At 60.4% G+C, this 16,866-nt stretch carries 16 protein-coding genes and 1 riboswitch; of the genes, 1 reads left to right on the top strand and 15 read right to left on the bottom strand.

What is annotated here, in order from left to right:
• Nucleotides 1-128: 128 nt before the first annotated feature.
• On the bottom strand, nt 129-1,133 hold the full coding sequence (ltaE, locus tag ACQKP2_RS28185) for a low-specificity L-threonine aldolase (RefSeq protein ID WP_427581371.1): 1,005 nt from the start codon (nt 1,131-1,133) through the stop codon (nt 129-131).
• 199 nt (nt 1,134-1,332) lie between these two features.
• Nucleotides 1,333-1,503: riboswitch (FMN riboswitch) on the top strand.
• A gap of 102 nt (nt 1,504-1,605) precedes the next feature.
• Between ltaE and ACQKP2_RS28180 the strand changes: the two genes are divergently transcribed.
• Nucleotides 1,606-2,118: a 6,7-dimethyl-8-ribityllumazine synthase gene (locus tag ACQKP2_RS28180; RefSeq protein WP_427581370.1), complete on the top strand. Its 513-nt coding sequence runs from the start codon at nt 1,606-1,608 to the stop codon at nt 2,116-2,118.
• Between the two features lie 149 nt (nt 2,119-2,267).
• On the opposite strand, the gene astE is transcribed toward ACQKP2_RS28180, so the two are convergent.
• From astE to ACQKP2_RS28110, 14 genes are all read right to left on the bottom strand, one after another.
• Complete coding sequence (gene astE / locus ACQKP2_RS28175; protein ID WP_427581368.1) at nt 2,268-3,278, bottom strand: succinylglutamate desuccinylase; 1,011 nt, start codon at nt 3,276-3,278, stop codon at nt 2,268-2,270.
• Nucleotides 3,279-3,290: 12 nt separating this feature from the next.
• Nucleotides 3,291-3,578 (bottom strand): topoisomerase II, encoded by a 288-nt coding sequence (locus ACQKP2_RS28170; protein ID WP_427581366.1) that lies wholly within the window; start codon nt 3,576-3,578, stop codon nt 3,291-3,293.
• A 58-nt stretch (nt 3,579-3,636) separates the two neighbouring features.
• Nucleotides 3,637-4,983 carry an N-succinylarginine dihydrolase gene (astB, locus tag ACQKP2_RS28165; protein WP_427581364.1) on the bottom strand — a complete coding sequence of 449 codons (1,347 nt, stop codon included), beginning with the start codon at nt 4,981-4,983 and terminating at the stop codon, nt 3,637-3,639.
• A gap of 138 nt (nt 4,984-5,121) precedes the next feature.
• Nucleotides 5,122-6,591, bottom strand: coding sequence for a succinylglutamate-semialdehyde dehydrogenase (gene astD, locus ACQKP2_RS28160; RefSeq protein WP_427581373.1), 1,470 nt, complete (start codon nt 6,589-6,591; stop codon nt 5,122-5,124).
• On the bottom strand, nt 6,588-7,613 hold the full coding sequence (gene astA / locus ACQKP2_RS28155; protein WP_427581362.1) for an arginine N-succinyltransferase: 1,026 nt from the start codon (nt 7,611-7,613) through the stop codon (nt 6,588-6,590). The genes astD and astA overlap by 4 nt, the downstream gene beginning before the upstream one ends.
• A 79-nt stretch (nt 7,614-7,692) precedes the next feature.
• Complete coding sequence (gene aruF / locus ACQKP2_RS28150; RefSeq protein WP_427581360.1) at nt 7,693-8,712, bottom strand: arginine/ornithine succinyltransferase subunit alpha; 1,020 nt, start codon at nt 8,710-8,712, stop codon at nt 7,693-7,695.
• A 214-nt stretch (nt 8,713-8,926) separates the two neighbouring features.
• Entirely contained in the window at nt 8,927-10,147 is a 1,221-nt protein-coding gene (locus ACQKP2_RS28145) for an aspartate aminotransferase family protein (RefSeq protein ID WP_427581359.1), read from the bottom strand.
• 430 nt (nt 10,148-10,577) lie between these two features.
• Nucleotides 10,578-11,558, bottom strand: coding sequence for a transcriptional regulator ArgR (argR, locus tag ACQKP2_RS28140; protein WP_427581357.1), 981 nt, complete (start codon nt 11,556-11,558; stop codon nt 10,578-10,580).
• A 243-nt stretch (nt 11,559-11,801) separates the two neighbouring features.
• A complete protein-coding gene (locus tag ACQKP2_RS28135; protein WP_427581355.1) occupies nt 11,802-12,566 on the bottom strand; it encodes an ABC transporter ATP-binding protein in 765 nt (254 codons plus the stop codon).
• 22 nt (nt 12,567-12,588) lie between these two features.
• Nucleotides 12,589-13,701 carry a M14 family metallopeptidase gene (locus tag ACQKP2_RS28130; RefSeq protein WP_427581353.1) on the bottom strand — a complete coding sequence of 371 codons (1,113 nt, stop codon included), beginning with the start codon at nt 13,699-13,701 and terminating at the stop codon, nt 12,589-12,591.
• Between the two features lies 1 nt (nt 13,702).
• Nucleotides 13,703-14,401 (bottom strand): ABC transporter permease, encoded by a 699-nt coding sequence (locus ACQKP2_RS28125; RefSeq protein ID WP_427581351.1) that lies wholly within the window; start codon nt 14,399-14,401, stop codon nt 13,703-13,705.
• Nucleotides 14,398-15,087, bottom strand: coding sequence for an ABC transporter permease (locus ACQKP2_RS28120; RefSeq protein ID WP_427581349.1), 690 nt, complete (start codon nt 15,085-15,087; stop codon nt 14,398-14,400). Before ACQKP2_RS28120 ends, ACQKP2_RS28125 begins: the two co-directional genes overlap by 4 nt.
• A gap of 91 nt (nt 15,088-15,178) precedes the next feature.
• Complete coding sequence (locus ACQKP2_RS28115) at nt 15,179-15,958, bottom strand: ABC transporter substrate-binding protein (RefSeq protein WP_427581347.1); 780 nt, start codon at nt 15,956-15,958, stop codon at nt 15,179-15,181.
• Between the two features lie 714 nt (nt 15,959-16,672).
• The coding region (locus ACQKP2_RS28110; RefSeq protein ID WP_427581346.1) for a hypothetical protein at nt 16,673-16,866 on the bottom strand (194 nt) is incomplete at its 5' end.

Below are 16,866 nucleotides of genomic sequence, written 5' to 3'. Positions count from 1 at the left end.
CTGCGGCCAAAGGCCTGTTCGAAACGTCACCAGACGAAACGACGGCAAAGGGCCGCATTATATCGGCCCTGCGCGCGGGGTACAGCGTGTTTATACGATAGAAACAGTCAATTGGAGCGCTAACGCTATCACTTGCGGGAAAAGTCGACGAATGTCGCGACGACCTGCTCGATTTGCGCACTGGTGACATCCATATGCGTAACCATCCGCAAGCGTGCGGCGGCGCTGAGCCTGATCCCGCGTTCGGCGGCAAAGGCCTTGAGCGCCTCGGCCCTGTCGCCCATCGTCACATAAACCATGTTGGTCTGCACCGGTTCAACTTCATAACCTGCCGCACGCAGCCCTTCGGCCAGCAACTGCGCGTTCGCGTGGTCGTCGGCCAGGCGCTGCACGTTGTTGTCCAGCGCATACAGACCTGCCGCAGCCAGAATCCCGGCTTGACGCATTCCACCGCCGACCATCTTGCGCAAACGCCGGGCCTTATCGATCAATGGCACCGAGCCGCACAAGACAGACCCGACCGGCGCACCCAGTCCCTTGGACAGACAGACCGAGACAGAATCGAAATGCTGGGTGATTTCCCTGGCGTCGACACCCAACTTGACCGCAGCGTTGTACAACCGTGCACCGTCCAGATGCAGCTGCAGCCCGTGTTCACGGGTAAAGCGGCGGGCCCGGGCCAGATACTCCAGCGGCAAGACCTTGCCCTGCATGGTGTTTTCCAGCGCCAGCAATCGGGTACGGGCAAAGTGGAAGTCGTCCGGCTTGATCGCGGCGGCGACCTGCGCCAGATCCAGCGAACCGTCCGCTTGCTGCTCAAGCGGCTGCGGCTGGATCGATCCGAGCACCGCCGCACCGCCACCTTCGTATTTATAGGTATGAGCCTGTTGGCCGACGATGTACTCGTCTCCTCGCTCGCAATGGGCCATCAAGCCCAGCAGATTGCTCATCGTGCCGGTAGGGACAAACAGCGCGGCGGCAAAACCGAGGCGCTTGGCCAATTCGGCCTCCAGCCGATTGACGGTCGGATCCTCGCCATAAACATCGTCTCCGGTAGCCGCTGTGGCCATCGCGTCGAGCATGCCGGCCGAAGGTTGGGTGACTGTGTCGCTGCGAAGATCGATTACGCTCATGAATCTGGCCTCGGTAAACAGGGGAAAATCCCTTTTCATGAAAGCGTTACTGCGGTCGCCCCGATGAATAATCAACCCTTGGATGAGGAAAAACCCGGTTCAAGCAACAAAAAATCCGATAGCAATCATCTGAAAGCCTCCATGCGCATGCAGAAAATATGTGTTACAAACGCTGCGCCGCCGAACATTCCGGCGGCAAAAACGTTCTCAGGGCGGGGTGCAACTCCCCACCGGCGGTAATTGCGCGCAATGCGCATAGCCCGCGAGCGCTTGCAGACAACACCACCTCAGTGGTGATTGGCGGCAAGGTCAGCAGACCCGGTGTGATTCCGGGGCCGACGGTCATAGTCCGGATGAAGAGAGAACGGGATTGACGCCAAAGGGCCGTCTCCGGGCATTCGTGCCGGTGCGCGCACCCTTAAATCCCTTTCGATTCATAACGCCCTGTTTTTACACAAACAGGAGTCAGAACATGCAACCCACCGCAATCGACAGCAAAAGCAAAAACCATCAGGGCGAACGCGTAGCGTTCATCCAGGCCTGCTGGCACAAGGATATTGTTGATCAGAGCCGTAAAGGCTTCGTCGCCGAAATGATTGCCCAGGGTTATCAGGAATCCGATATCGATTTCTTCGAGGTCGGCGGCGCCTTTGAAATGCCTTTGCACGCCAAGTTGCTGGCCAAGACCGGTCGTTATGCCGGCATCGTCGCGGCAGCCCTGGTGGTGGACGGCGGCATCTACCGTCACGAATTCGTCGCCCAGTCAGTCGTCAGCGGCCTGATGCAGGTTCAATTGGAAACTGAAGTGCCGGTGTTCTCGGTGTCCCTGACCCCGCACCACTTCCATGCCGGTGAAGAACTGCATCATCAGTTCTTCTTCGAGCATTTCGTGCACAAGGGTCAGGAAGCGGCGAAGACCTGTGCCGATACCTTGAGCAAGGTGCGTGCGCTGTGTCGCACAGAACCGCGCGCGATAGCCGTTTAACAGCCCCCAGGTCTGATCGTTCCCACGCTCTGCGTGGGAACGCCTCAATGAACGCTCTGCGTTCGGCGTTGAATGGGACGCAGAGCGTCCCGCGATGCATTACCACGCAGAGCGTGGGAACGATCAGTCACAAGAAGTGCGCGTGTTTTTCAGGCGAGGTTATCGTCGGTTGTCGGCACGATCAGGATGCCGGCGCGCAGGCCATTCTTGACCTTCGGGTTGGGGAAGATGATCCGGGCGCCCTCTTCCTCGATGATCCAGCGGGTATTGGCAATGTCCTCGGCCAGCAAATAGCCCACATCCAGCTCGGAAAAGTTCTCGATGTCCGTCGGCAGATTCAGGCGGAAGCTGTCGCTGTGCTTGATGATTTCCCGCGCCACGCTGAACAGTTGCAAACCATCGAGCGCCGTTTCGGTCGACTCGGGCTCCGCGCCCTCGATGATCTGTTTCAGGCGATTTTCGAGCAGGCTCACGTTGACCCCGGCGTTCTGCCCGAAAGGTCGCGCCTTGCCCAGTTCAAGGGTGAAGGACTCTGCGCCGAGCTTGTCGTAGGTATAGGAACTGAAAACGATGGACGGCTTGTTCTGCAGCAGCACGGCCTCCATACCGGCAGCGCGCAGGCGAGCCAGCTCCTGGCGGGAATGCTGACGGCCTTCCTTCCAGGGATACAACGCGAACTGCTCGATTTTCGAGCCACGAATCGCGGTGTGCAGGTCGTAGTGCAGGCGCTGGCGATCCGGCAGGTTGAAGAAACTGGCGGCCAGCCGCTCCAGCTCACAGGCACGCAAGGCTTCTGAACCGCTGCTTTGTTCGTGACGGCCGTTGAACAGCCGATTGACGTCCTGCTCGATGAAACGCTCACCCTTGCGAATCGCCTCAGGGTTTCCGAACAGAAACAGAATACGTGCACGCGGCTTCAGATCGCCGCGGGCGATGTCGTGCAGCAGCCGATCGAGCAACTCGATCGGCGCTGTTTCATTGCCATGGATACCCGCCGACAGCAGCAGGTCCAGGCCATTGTCACGTGCTTCGGGTGGCCGGACTTCCAGCGCACCTTCGCTCAACCAGCGCATGCGCACGCCTTCGACAGTCAGTTGAGTCTTCTCCGCCGGTTCGCGGCCGGCGAGGGTCAGTTCAAGCAGTTTGCCGAGGGCGAGCATAGAGCGGTTTCCTTAGTGATCGTGATTGCAATCCGGACCGTGAACATGTTCCTCGTCGCCAAGGTCAGCCGGTTCCATTTCCAGTTGCAGACTTACCAGATTAGTCGCCAATGGGCGCAACAGCAGGTTGGCGTACTCTTCATCGTCTTCTTCGACGTCCACGCCAATCAGCAACTGGCCGCGGCCATCCTGCTGGATCCACAGCTCTTTGCCTTGCCACATGACTGCGACGCGGGTGCACGAGGTTTGCAATTGCGTGCCATCGGTGTCTTCAAGGATCAGCTGCAGGGAATCACTCATCTTTACGCTCTCTTGGGGAGATGAAACCGTGCGCCGCGATGAGGCGACGCACTGGTCATCAATTGATCTGGAATGGATAAACCGCGCCCAGTTTAAGGATTTGTGTCAGTTCATCCAGTGCCGTCCGGCATTCAAGCAGCAATTGCGGGTCCGCGAGATCGTTTTCGGTCAAGCGGTCGCGATAGTGCTTTTCGACCCATGCGGTCAACGAGCCATACAACGGCGCCGTCATGATAACCCCTGGATTGACCGCCGCCAGCTCGGTTTCGTTGAGCGCGACACGCAGCCGCAGGCAAGCGGGGCCACCACCGTTCTGCATGCTTTGCTTGAGATCGAACACCTTCACCTCACGGATCAGGCCGCCGGAGCTGGTCAATCCTTGCAGGTATTGCCAGACACGTTCATTGCCCCGGCACTCTTCCGGCACGATCAACAGCATGGAACCGTCCGGACGCGACAGCAGCTGGCTATTGAACAGGTAGGAGCGAACTGCGTCTTCAACGCTGACCGCGGACCGCGGCACGCAGATCGCCTGGAACTTGCCACCGACCTTGGCGAGCTTGCTCTGCAATTGCGCCAGCATCTGCTCGGTCTCAAGGAACGCGTCTTCGTGATAGAACAGCACTTCGCCATTACCCACGGCGATCACATCGTTGTGGAACACGCCCTGATCAATCACCGACGGGTTCTGCTGGGCATAGACCACGCCTTCGTCTTTCAGGCCATGCAGGCGAGCAACGGCCTGGGAGGCTTCGAGGGTCTGGCGGGCCGGGTATTTCTGCGGCGCCGGATAGCGGGTATCGAATGCACTGCGACCAAACACGAAAAACTCGACGCCGGCCTCGCCATATTCACGGCAGAAACGCGTGTGGTTGGCCGCCCCTTCATCACCGAACTGCGCCACGGCCGGCAAGGCGGCGTGATGGGCAAAGTGCTTCTGGTCAGCGAACATCGCCCCCAGTACGCGACTGGTGGTCGGGTGTTCGATGCTGCGGTGGTATTTGCAGTTCAGGTTGGCGGCGGTGAAATGCACGCGGCCGTCCGCGGTATCGGCACTCGGGCTGACAGTAGCGGCGTTGGCGACCCACATGCTCGATGCCGAGCAGTTGGCGACCAGCAACGGCATCGCTTCTTTGGCAGCGCGCTCGATCACTTGCGCATCGGTACCGCCAAAGCCCAGGCGACGCAGTGCCGCCACGTCAGGGCGTTCCTGCGGTGCCAGCACGCCTTGCTGAAAGCCCATGTCCATCAGCGCTTTCATTTTCGCCAGGCCTTGCAGTGCCGCTTCCTTGGGATTCGAGGACTGCTGGCTGTTGCTCTGGGACGCGACGTTGCCGTAGGACAGGCCGCCGTAGTTATGGGTCGGCCCCACTAGACCGTCGAAATTGACTTCATAGGATTTCATCAGCGAGGCTCCACGAAAATCTGTTGTTATAGGCTTCAGTAACCATTCATTTAGACCGAGTCGCGGCCTTCGCGGGCAGGCTCGCTCCCACAGGTTTTGCATAATCCATGTGGGAGCGAGCCTGCTCGCGAAAGGGCATCACGCCATTTTCACGCCAGGCGTCAATGCGGCCGGCAAGGCCAGGCTCGGGGTTTCCAGCGAGGCCACCGGGTACGCGCAATAGTCGGCCGCGTAATAGGCACTGGCGCGATGGTTACCCGAGGCGCCGACGCCACCGAATGGCGCGCTGCTGGCGGCACCGGTCAGCTGTTTGTTCCAGTTGACGATGCCGGCACGGCTTTCCAGCCAGAATTGCTGGTAACGCGCTTCGGAATCCGAGAGCAGGCCAGCTGCCAGGCCATAGGCGGTGTCATTGGCTTCTGCGATCGCCGCTTCAAAATCAGCGTAGCGGATCACTTGCAGCAACGGGCCGAACAGTTCTTCGTCAGGGCGATCGGCCACGGCGGTCACATCGACAATGCCGGGGGTCAGCAAGGCGGCTTGAGCCTTGGGCTGAGTCATCTCCAGCAACGCTACCGCGCCGTTGGCCAGCAAATGCGCCTGAGCGTCCATCAACGCCTTGGCCGCGCCAAGGGAAATCACCGAGCCCATGAACGGTGCCGGCTGCTGATCGAACGCGCCGACCTCGATGGTCGAGCTGACCGCCACCAGGCGCGCCAGCAGGGCATCACCCCAGGCGCCTTGCGGCACCAGCAGGCGACGTGCGCACGTGCAGCGTTGACCGGCGGAAATGAACGCCGACTGAATGATGGTGTAGACGGCTGCATCGACATCGGCGACCTGGTCGACCACCAACGGGTTGTTGCCACCCATCTCCAGCGCGAGGATCTTGTCCGGACGACCGGCAAACTGCTGGTGCAAATGGTTGCCGGTGCGGCTGGAGCCGGTGAAGAACAGACCGTCGATCTCCGGATTCGCCGCCAGGGCGATGCCGGTTTCGCGCGCGCCTTGCAGCAGGTTCAGCACACCCGCCGGTAAACCGGCCTCGATCCAGCACTTGACCGTCAGCTCGGCGACTTTCGGTGTCAGCTCGCTTGGCTTGAACAGCACACTGTTACCGGCCAACAGCGCTGGCACGATATGACCGTTGGGCAGGTGACCGGGGAAGTTGTACGGGCCGAACACCGCAACCACACCATGGGGCTTGTGGCGCAATACGGCGGCGGCATCGCCCAGCGGGCCACTCTTCTCGCCGGTACGCTCACGGTAGCTCTGCACCGAGATCGCGATCTTGTTGACCATGCTGGTGACTTCAGTCGCGGCTTCCCACAGCGGTTTACCGGTTTCCTCACCGATGGTGTGGGCCAGTTCGTCGGCATGGTTCTTCAATGCCGCGGCAAAGGCTTCGAGCACCGAAATACGGTCTTCCAGCGAGCGGCGGGCCCAGGCCGGGAAGGCCTGGCGCGCGGCCTGGACGGCAGATTCGACTTGAGCGGCGGTGGCGCCCTCGCCGGACCACAGCACTTGCTGAGTGACCGGGTTCAGTGACTGGAAGGCTTCCCCCTGACCGGCCAACCATTCACCTGCAATGTATAGCGACTTCATTATTTCGACTCCCGGGCTGCGGACAACGCAACGGCGCGCACCTGATCGCCGGCGTTGAGTTGAAGGCGTTTGGCAGTCAGTGGGTCGACCACCAGCGTGCCGGCGGCGAAGCGTGCGGGAGCGGCAGTGATCCGGCAGTCTTCGCGCTTGCGGTTATGAATGATGAACGGCGTGGCGTCGTCACCCGGCGTGCCGATGGCCAGCACCAGCGCCTGGCTGTCACGCACCGCGCGAATCTTGCCGGTTTCGCACTCGATGGCCGGGCCCGCATCGAAGATGTCGACATAGCCCTGATAGCTGAAACCTTCGCTTTTGAGCATCGCCAGGGCGGGCTCGGTGTCCGGATGGACTTGACCGATCACATTGCGCGCATCCGGCGACAGGAAGCAGGTGTACAGCGGGAATTTCGGCATCAGTTCGGCGATGAACGCCTTGTTGCCCACGCCGGTCAGATAGTCGGCCTGGCTGAATTCCATCTTGAAGAAGTGGCGACCAAGGCTTTCCCAGAACGGCGAACGCCCCGCGTCATCGGACACACCGCGCATCTCGGCGATGATTTTGTTGCCGAACAGTTGCGGGAACTCGGCGATGAACAGCATCCGCGCCTTGGACAGCATGCGACCGTTCAGACCGGTGCGGTAATCGGCGTGCAGGAACAGCGAGCACAATTCGGAGTTGCCCGTCAGGTCGTTGGCCAGGAACAGCGTCGGGATTTCGCGATAGATGCCCAGTTCCTGCGAAGCGCTGACCGTCAGCCCGACGCGGAAGTTGTACCAGGGCTCGCGCAAGCCGACGGCACCGGCGATGGCGGAGATACCCACCACACGCCCATCGTCATCTTCGAGCACGAACAGATAGTCCGCATCACCCCGCCCGGCTTCGCCGCGAAAGGTCTTCTCGGCCCAGCCGACCCGGTGGGTCAGACGCTCTTCGTTGGCCGGCAAGGTGGTCAGGCCGGTTCCGGTGCTGCGGGCCAGGTCGATCAGAGCGGGTAAGTCGCTGCTGCGTACGGGACGAACGATCATGCTATCTCCTCAGACGGGCCGCCATGCGCCCCGCGAAACTTCGCTGCCAGATGTTTCTCTCTAGCGATTAAAGCAGGCGTCAAACCGCCACCAGGCGCACGCTGGCACCTTCACCGACGCCCAGGGCTTCGGCCGCTTCCAGATCCAGGGTCACGGGTTTGCCCGGCGCGTAATCAAGTTCAAGCATGACCGCGCGGTAATCCTGCAACTGGGCGTTGGCCACCAGGTACTGTCGACCGGCGCCCTTGACCGGCTCACCGATTTTCACCGGTACCACACGGCTCTGAGCAATCGAACGAATGCCCGAAACCCGCGCATGCAGCGTCGGACCGCCATCGAAAATGTCGATGTAGTGATCGGTTTCAAAGCCTTCGCGCATCAGGATGTCGAAGGTGATTTGCGCACGCGGATGCACCTGGCCCATGGCCTCTTGCGCGGAATCCGGCAACAACGGTACGTAGATCGGGTAGTGCGGCATCAGCTCGGCGAGGAACGTACGGCTTTTCAGCCCGCACAGACGCTCGGCTTCGGCGTAGTTGAGGTCGAAGAAGTTGCGACCAATGGCGTCCCAGAACGGCGAATCGCCATTTTCGTCGCTGTAACCGACAATTTCGGTCACTACGGAATCTGCGAAACGTTCCGGGTGGCTCGCCACGAACAGCAGTCGTCCGCGGGAGTTCAGCTCGGCGAAGGGTGAGCCCACCAGTTCGCGCTGAACATAGAAACTGGTCAGCAAGCTGTTGCCGGTCAGGTCATGGCACTGGGACAGCACGTGAATCTTGTTATGAATCTTCAGCTCGCGGGAGGCGTGCACGAAGGTTTCATTACGGAAGCTGTAGAACGGCTCGGAATAACCGGCGGATGCAACGATGGCCGAGCACCCCACCAGTTTGCCGGTGGCGGTGTCTTCGAGAACGAAGAAATAGCTCTCTTCACCGTTGAAGCTGACTTCGGCAGCGAAGGACGCTTCGCTCGCCGCGATCTTGTCGCTCAAGCGTTCAACGTCATCCGGCAAGGAAGTGACACCAATCGGGCTGTCCGCAGCCAGACGCTGTACCTCGCCCAGATCAGCCATTTGCGCGGGGCGCATCACCAGCATGGTGTCACTCCTTTTTTAAAACTCTTTGAGAAAAATAAACCGGGCGGTTTCCCTTCGGGAACCTGTGGGAGCGAGCCTGCTCGCGATTGCGCACTGTCAGACAACATAGATATTGGCTGCCAAGCCCCATCGCGAGCAGGCTCGCTCCCACATTTGAACCACTCCGGAACAAAAATTGGGTTCGACGCCTGAGTACCAGGCGCCGAAGGGTCTATCAGGCTTGAGTCAGTTTTGCCGCAGCGCGCTCGAAACGATCCAGACCGGCGTCGATATCGGCGTCTTCCACCACCAGGCTCGGCGCGAAGCGCACCACGTCCGGGCCGGCTTGCAGCACCATCAGGCCTTCTTTTTCAGCGGCGTTGAAGATGTCCTTGGCCTTGCCTTTCCAGGCATCGCTCAGCACGCAGCCGATCAACAGGCCCAGACCGCGAACCTTGGTGAACAGGCCATATTTCTCGCCGATCTGCTCAAGGCGAGCCTTGAATTTGTCGTGCTTGGCGCTGACACCGGCCAGTACTTCAGGGGTGTTGATTACGTCAATCACTGCTTCGGCCACCGCACACGCCAGCGGGTTGCCGCCGTAGGTGGTGCCGTGGGTGCCGACGACCAGGTGCTTGGCCAGGTCTTCGGTGGTCAGCATCGCCGCGATCGGGAAACCGCCGCCCAGGCTCTTGGCACTGGTCAGGATGTCCGGGGTCACGCCGTAATGCTGATAGGCGAACAGTTTGCCGGTACGGCCCATGCCGGTTTGCACTTCGTCGAAGATCAGCAGCGCGTTATGCGCGGTGCAGAGTTCGCGGGCACCTTGCAGGTATTCCAGCTCAGCCGGGATCACACCGCTTTCGCCCTGGATCGGCTCCAGCACCACCGCGCAGGTCTTGTCGGAAATGGCCGCTTTCAGCGCCGCCAGATCGTTGTAAGGCACGTGGGTAATGCCGGTGATTTTCGGGCCGAAACCATCGGAATACTTGGACTGGCCACCGACGTTCACGGTGAACAGGGTACGACCGTGGAAGCTGTTGAGCGCGGCGATGATTTCGTACTTCTCGCTGCCGAAACGGTCGAAACCGACACGACGGGCCAGCTTGAAGGCGGCCTCGTTGGCTTCGGCGCCGGAGTTGCAGAAGAACGCACGGTCAGCGAAAGTCGCATCGACCAGCTTATGGGCCAGGCGCAGGGCCGGCTCATTGGTGAACACGTTCGACACGTGCCACAGCTTGTTGGCCTGCTCGGTCAAGGCACCGACCAGCACCGGGTGTGCATGGCCCAATACGTTTACGGCAATCCCGCCGGCGAAGTCGATCAGCTCGCGACCGGACTGGTCCCAGACGCGGGAACCGGCGCCACGCACAGGAATGAAGGCGGCAGGCGCGTAGTTGGGAACCATTACCTGGTCAAAATCGGCGCGTTGTACCGCAGCGTGCTCAACGGACATCGGAGTCTCCTGAAGAGAAAACACTCACCTGAAACTGGTGAGCGATGGGGGGATTGTAAGGACAGTTTTCAGCCCGGCCTTGCCGCCAAGCGACAACTTCTTATAGCGCAAACCCCGGTTTTTCCCGGGTTTACGGCAATGCGACATATAGGGTCGCAAAGGCGCAGTTTAACTGGCGGCGAGCGATTACGGCAGGCTTGCTCGGCGCTCTCCGTGTCGATTCGACGCACGCGGCAATTACCGACCGCCCATTGTCCAGCCCGCCGGCGACTCCACTGAGCGAGCAGAACCTGCAGAGACTGATCGACTGTTTCCAGAAAGACTCGCATCGGCCCTGGCGCCGATGCGGTGATGAGTGCGTGTGTAAGGGGGGGGGGAGCGAAGCTGGGATGCCTGCCCCGGAGGACTCCAGGACCGACGACTGATCGGCTTAACCGCGCTCGGACGGCACCGAAGACAACTCGAACGGGCTGCTGCTGCGTCGCTGGTTGCGATCTTCACGCGGCGTGGCGCCGAAGAAGTTGCGGTAGGCGCTGGAGAAATGCGGCCCCGAGGAAAAACCGCAGGACAGGCCGATCTGGATGATCGACTTGCTGGTTTGCATCAACATCTGCCGTGCCTTGTTCAGGCGCAGCTCCAGGTAATACTGGCTCGGCACGCGGTTGAGGTACTGCTTGAAGATTCGTTCCAGCTGGCGACGGGACACACACACATGCTGGGCGATTTCGTCAGTGGTCAGCGGCTCTTCGATGTTGGCCTCCATCAACAGCACCGCCTGGGTGAGTTTCGGATGGCTGGAGCCCAGGCGATTCTGCAACGGGATGCGCTGACGCTCGCCGCCCTCACGAATGCGCTCGACCACCAGTTCCTCCGATACCGCACCGGCCAGCTCCGCACCGTGATCGCGGGCCAGCACTGCCAGCAGCAAATCGAGCACCGACATGCCGCCGCACGCCGTCAGGCGATCGCGATCCCAGTCGAACAAATGACTGGTGGCGATAACCTTCGGAAAACGCTCGGCGAAATCATCCTGCCAGCGCCAATGCACCGCAGCGCGGTAACCATCGAGCAAACCCAGTTGCGCCAACGGATAGACACCGGCCGACAAACCACCGATCACACAACCGGCACGCACCAGTTGCTTGAGTTGACTGCTGAGCGCCGGCGCAAGCGCGGCCGGCGGCTCATCGGCCAGCAGAAACAGTTTCTGGAAATTTTCCAGCCTGCCGGCCCACGGTTCGCCCGGCAGCTGCCACTCGCCTTCGGCCGGCGTCTCCGCCTGCAGGAACGACAACTCGTAGACCACCTCCGGATGCACACGCTGGGCAACACGCAAGGCCTCCTCAGCCAGCGCCAGCGTCAGAGCTTTAGTGCTGGGCCAAATCAGGAAACCAATTCGATGGGCAGTCATGGGCGGGCTATCCGAAGCGAGAAACTGTGATGAAGGCATGGGCCAATGCTAGCCCGTAATTGAACGCAAATCTCAAAACCAACCAAGAACCATTGTGGGAGCTGGCTTGCCAGCGATGGCGGTATATCCGAGCCAGAGATGCCATCTGGCCCACCGCTATCGCTGGCAAGCCAGCTCCCACAGAGTTCAAGAGCCTTTTGGGCGGCGAAGCATGCACCATTCGGGTGCACAATGCAGCCCTGATTACTTGAGGCTGCCCGAAAGGAATTGCTGCAGACGCTCCGATTGCGGGTTCACCAGCACTTCGCGCGGGTTGCCGCTTTCTTCGACCAGGCCTTTGTGCAGGAACACCAACTGGTTCGACACTTCACGGGCAAAGCCCATTTCGTGGGTCACCACCACCATGGTCCGGCCTTCCTGGGCCAGGGACTGCATCACTTTCAGCACGTCGCCGACCAGTTCCGGGTCGAGCGCCGAAGTCGGTTCGTCGAACAGCATCACCTCAGGCTCCATCGCCAGCGCACGGGCAATCGCCACGCGCTGCTGCTCACCGCCGGACATGTGGCCCGGGAAGGCGTCCTTGCGATGCGCCACGCCAACCTTGTTCAGGTAATGCTCGGCCTTGTCGCGCGCTTCGGCCTTGGATACGCCCAGCACGTGCACCGGCGCTTCCATGATGTTTTCCAGCGCGGTCATGTGCGACCACAGGTTGAAGTGCTGGAACACCATCGACAGGCGCGAACGCATGCGTTGCAGCTGCTTGGGATCGGCAGCCTTCAGCGCGCCGTCCTTGTTCGCCACCAGTTTCAGCTCTTCGTTGTTGAGCAGGATCTTGCCCGCGTGCGGCTGCTCCAGCAGGTTGATGCAGCGCAGGAAAGTACTTTTGCCGGAGCCACTGGAGCCGATGATGCTGATCACATCGCCAGCTGCCGCTTTCAGGGACACGCCCTTGAGCACTTCGTGACTGCCATAGCGTTTATGCAGGTCTTGGACTTCAAGTTTGTACATGCGGTCGGTCTCACAGAAACAGTCAGTCGTTGAGCAAGCGCCCGTGACGCAGCGCTTCGCGCCCCGCCACCTTGGCCAGCCAGAAACCGGGTTGGGCATAACGCAGCCGTTCAATGGCAAACAGCACCCCGGACGTACCAGCACACACCGTGCTGACCCGATCCGCCAGCGGATCGATTACTTCAAAAATCTCATCACCGGCTTCGATCCACTCGCCGGGTTTACGCAGAAAACTCACCACGCCGGGATGCGGCGCGAACAGCAATTCGGTGCCTTCGAACGGCATGCCTTCGCAGGCGTCCTGCGCAGGCTCGGGCCATTGGCCACCGATCAGCCCCTGCTCGGCAAGGAACGCCAGGATGCCTTCAGCATGAGCCTCTGCCTCTGGGCGACCCGTATCGGCCTGACCACCCAGTTCAAGGGTAGTCGCCAGGCACGCCAGCGGAATCTGTGCATCCGGGAACAGGCGCGACAACCGCAGCCACGGCAGCGAGCAGGCTTCATCGAAGGAACTGCCGCCGGAATCTTCCGCCAGCAGGCCGACCCGAACATTCAGGTGCGCGGCCAGCGAGCGCCACTGCGGCCAGTGTTGCGGCAAGGCATACATGTGCAGCGCCGCTTCGCTGTCGCAATGCAGATCCAGCACGACATCGGCGGTGCAGGCATGACTGAGCAGTACACGCTGCATGCCCTGCAATTGACTGGTGGCCGGTGGCAACGCCGCCAGCACGTCACTCATGGCCTGGCGGATCAAGCGGATGTTGGCGTGCGGGTCGTCACCCAGGTGCCCGTCGACTTGCGCAGCCACCGGCGCGCTGAGCTCGACGAAATCCCGGTTGAAGTTCTTGCCGCTTCCCGCCTCGAAACGCCCCTGGTGATTACCCTGCAGCAACTGGCCGAGGCCCAGTGGATTGGCCACGGGCACCAGCTCGATGACGCCGTTGAGCAAGCCTTGGGCTTCGAGTTCGGCCAGGCGCTTTTTCAACGTCCAGGCCGTGCGCATGCCCGGCAATTCATCGGCGTGCAGGCTGGCCTGAATGTAGGCCTTGCGCTCGCCCCTGCCGAAGCGGAATACAGAAATCCGGCGCTCGCTGCCCAGATGGCTCCAGGGCAATGTGTGATCGATGCGTTCCATATCAGTGCTTCCGCGGAGCCAGGTAGCTCAGCCAGCGACGCTCGGCCAGCTTGAACAGCTTCACCAGAATGAACGTCAGACACAGGTAGAACACGCCCGCCGTGATGTACGCCTCGAACGGCAGATAGAACTGGGCGTTGACCGTGCGTGCGGCACCGGTGATGTCGATCAGGGTCACGATGGATGCAAGACTGGTTGTCTGCAGCATCATGATCACTTCGTTGCTGTACTGCGGCAGCGCACGGCGCAGGGCCGACGGCAGCAGGATGCGCTTGTACATCTTGATCCGCGACATACCCATGGCCTTGGCCGCTTCGATCTCGCCGTTCGGCGTGGCGCGCAGGCTGCCGGCGATGATTTCGGCGGTGTAGGCGCTGGTGTTGATGGCGAACGCCAGGCAGGCACAGAAAGTTGCGCTGGACAGCCACGGCCAGAGGAAGCTTTCACGCACCACTTCAAACTGCGCCAGACCGTAGTAGATCAGGAACAGCTGCACCAGCATCGGCGTACCGCGAATAACGTAGGTATAGAGCCACGCCGTCATATTGACCACGGCGTTTTTCGATACGCGCATCAAGCCCAGCGGCAACGCACACAGCAAGCCGAAGAACAGCGACAGCGCGAGCAGTTTGAGGGTGGTCACCAGGCCGCCGAGGTACAGCGGCAAGGCCTCCCAAATGACGTTGTAGTCGAAGATCATAGCTCAGCCGCCCTTACGCCTACCGAGTAGCGCTTCTCAAGGTGACGCAATGCCAGCAACGAAGCACTGGTGATCACCAGGTACATCGCCGCCACTGCGAGGAAGAAGGTAAAAGGCTCACGGGTGGCGTCGGCCGCCTGCTTGGCCTTGAACATCATGTCTTGCAGACCCACCACCGAAATCAGCGCGGTGGCCTTGGTCAGTACCAGCCAGTTGTTGGTGAAACCGGGAATCGCCAGGCGAATCATCTGCGGCACCATCACCCGGAAGAACACCTGGAGGCTGCTCATGCCGTAGGCCATGCCGGCTTCGGCCTGCCCCTTGGGAATGGCCATGAACGCGCCACGGAAGGTTTCCGACAAGTAGGCACCGAAGATGAAGCCCAGGGTGCCGATACCGGCGGCCAGCGGGTTCAGGTCGATGTATTCGTCATAGCCCAGCATGGGCGCAACACGGTTGAGCAGATCCTGGCCGCCGTAGAAAATCAGCAGGATCAGCACCAGATCGGGAACGCCGCGAATTACCGTGGCATACAGATCGCCCAGCCAGGCCAGCCAGCGAACCGGCGAAAGGCGCAAGGCCACGCCGATCAAGCCCAGAACAATGGCCAGGGCCATGGACGACAAGGCGAGCTGAAGCGTCAGCCAAGTGCCATCAAGGATGACAGCCCCGTAGCCTTTCAACATGATTCAGGTCCTCGGAAGTTGGGATGAAAAAATGGCGCAAACCTCAGAGATCCTGTTGCTTGCGCCATTTCGGACTTGTCGCCTGGACGTATTACTTGCCGTAGATATCGAAGGCGAAGTATTTGTCCTGGATTTGCTTGTACTTGCCGTTTTCGCGGATGGCCGCGATGGCGGCATTGAGCTTGTCCAGCTCGGCCTGGTCGCCTTTGCGCACGGCGATACCTACGCCGTCGCCGAAATATTTGACGTCGGTGAACGCAGGGCCCACGAACGCGAAACCTTTACCGGCGTCGGTTTTCAGGAAACCGTCATCCAGCAGCGTAGCGTCTGCCACGGTGCCGTCGAGGCGACCGGCCGCCACATCCAGATAAATTTCGTTCTGCGAACCGTAAGGTTTGATTTCAGCGCCCAGCGGGGCCAGGACTTCACGGGCGAAGCGCTCGTGGATCGAGCCGCGCTGCACGCCGATGTTCTTGCCCTTGAGCTCGGTCAGATTGTCGCTGACCTGAGTGCCGGCCTTCATGACCAGGCGCGCCGGGGTGTTGTAGTACTTGTTGGTGAAGTCCACGGACTTCTTGCGATCTTCAGTGATCGACATGGACGACAGGATCGCGTCGATCTTGCGCACTTTCAGTGCAGGGATCAGACCGTCGAACTCTTGCTCGACCCACACGCACTTGATCTTCATCTCTTCGCACAGGGCGTTGCCGATGTCGTAGTCAAAACCAACGATGCTGCCATCCGGGGCCTTGGAGGCGAACGGAGGGTAAGCCGCTTCGATACCGATCTTCAGAGGTTTTTCATCAGCGAAGGTTGGCACAGACAGCACGCAGGACATTGCCAGGGCGCCAAGCAGCATGAGTTTCTTCATGTCGGGACTCCATCGGTAAAGGGCTAAAACGGCAGAGTGAGCGATAGCCCAATATGCGAATGAGTGAAACCGCAAAGCAGCGCTGCGTCCTAGGAAGCGTGTGCGAATTTTCAACACAGGCAACGACGAGCGAGTGATTGGCATTCTAGCGACAGGCCCGAAGCCGATATTTCTTCAATGCGACAACTAGTTACAGAAGCGCTGAGAAAGCCATTCGGGCACATTGACAGCCTCGCAAAATCATGCAAAGGCAAAAGACAGGGAACCGATCTACGCTGCAAATTGCGGGCCTATTATTGGCAAACCCTTCTAATCCGGCAAGCGTAGCGTGGGGTGTTATTTTTCATGAGGCGTTTTCAGGCGCCGAGTCGGCGCTCGGCGTTTCCCTTCGCCCCGTCACGGAGCAAGGCGGTTACACATTTAGTAACTTGAAGAATCGCAGGTAACAGTGGGAAAGGGCCTACAGGGTAAACCGATAATTATTGATTGAGTCCTTTGTCACCGGATTCATTGTCGCCTGACAGATTGCCTTCGCTGGCAAGCCAGCTCCCACACGGATTTCGGTTGTGGGTGGATCCTGGGCACACCTCAAAAACCTGTGGGAGCTGGCTTGCCAGCGATGAGGCCAGCAAAACCGGCACAAAACTCCAAGACACAAAAAAGCCCCGCTCGGCACATACCGAACGGGGCTTTTCCGCACTCTAGACCCGCCGCTTACGCGACATTCATGGTCTTGTGCGTATCAATCAGATGCTGCACCACACCCGGATCGGCCAAGGTGGAGATATCGCCCAGGCCTTCGTACTCGGCCGTGGCAATCTTGCGCAGAATCCGCCGCATGATCTTGCCCGAACGCGTCTTCGGCAGGCCCGGCGCCCACTGGATCACATCCGGCGAGGCAATCGGGC

It is taken from the genome of Pseudomonas sp. NPDC089569 (assembly GCF_050280625.1).
In the GTDB taxonomy this organism is placed as follows: Bacteria; Pseudomonadota; Gammaproteobacteria; order Pseudomonadales; family Pseudomonadaceae; genus Aquipseudomonas.
The sequence above is the reverse complement of the archived record's forward strand: the minus strand, read 5'-3'. Positions and strand labels throughout refer to the sequence as shown.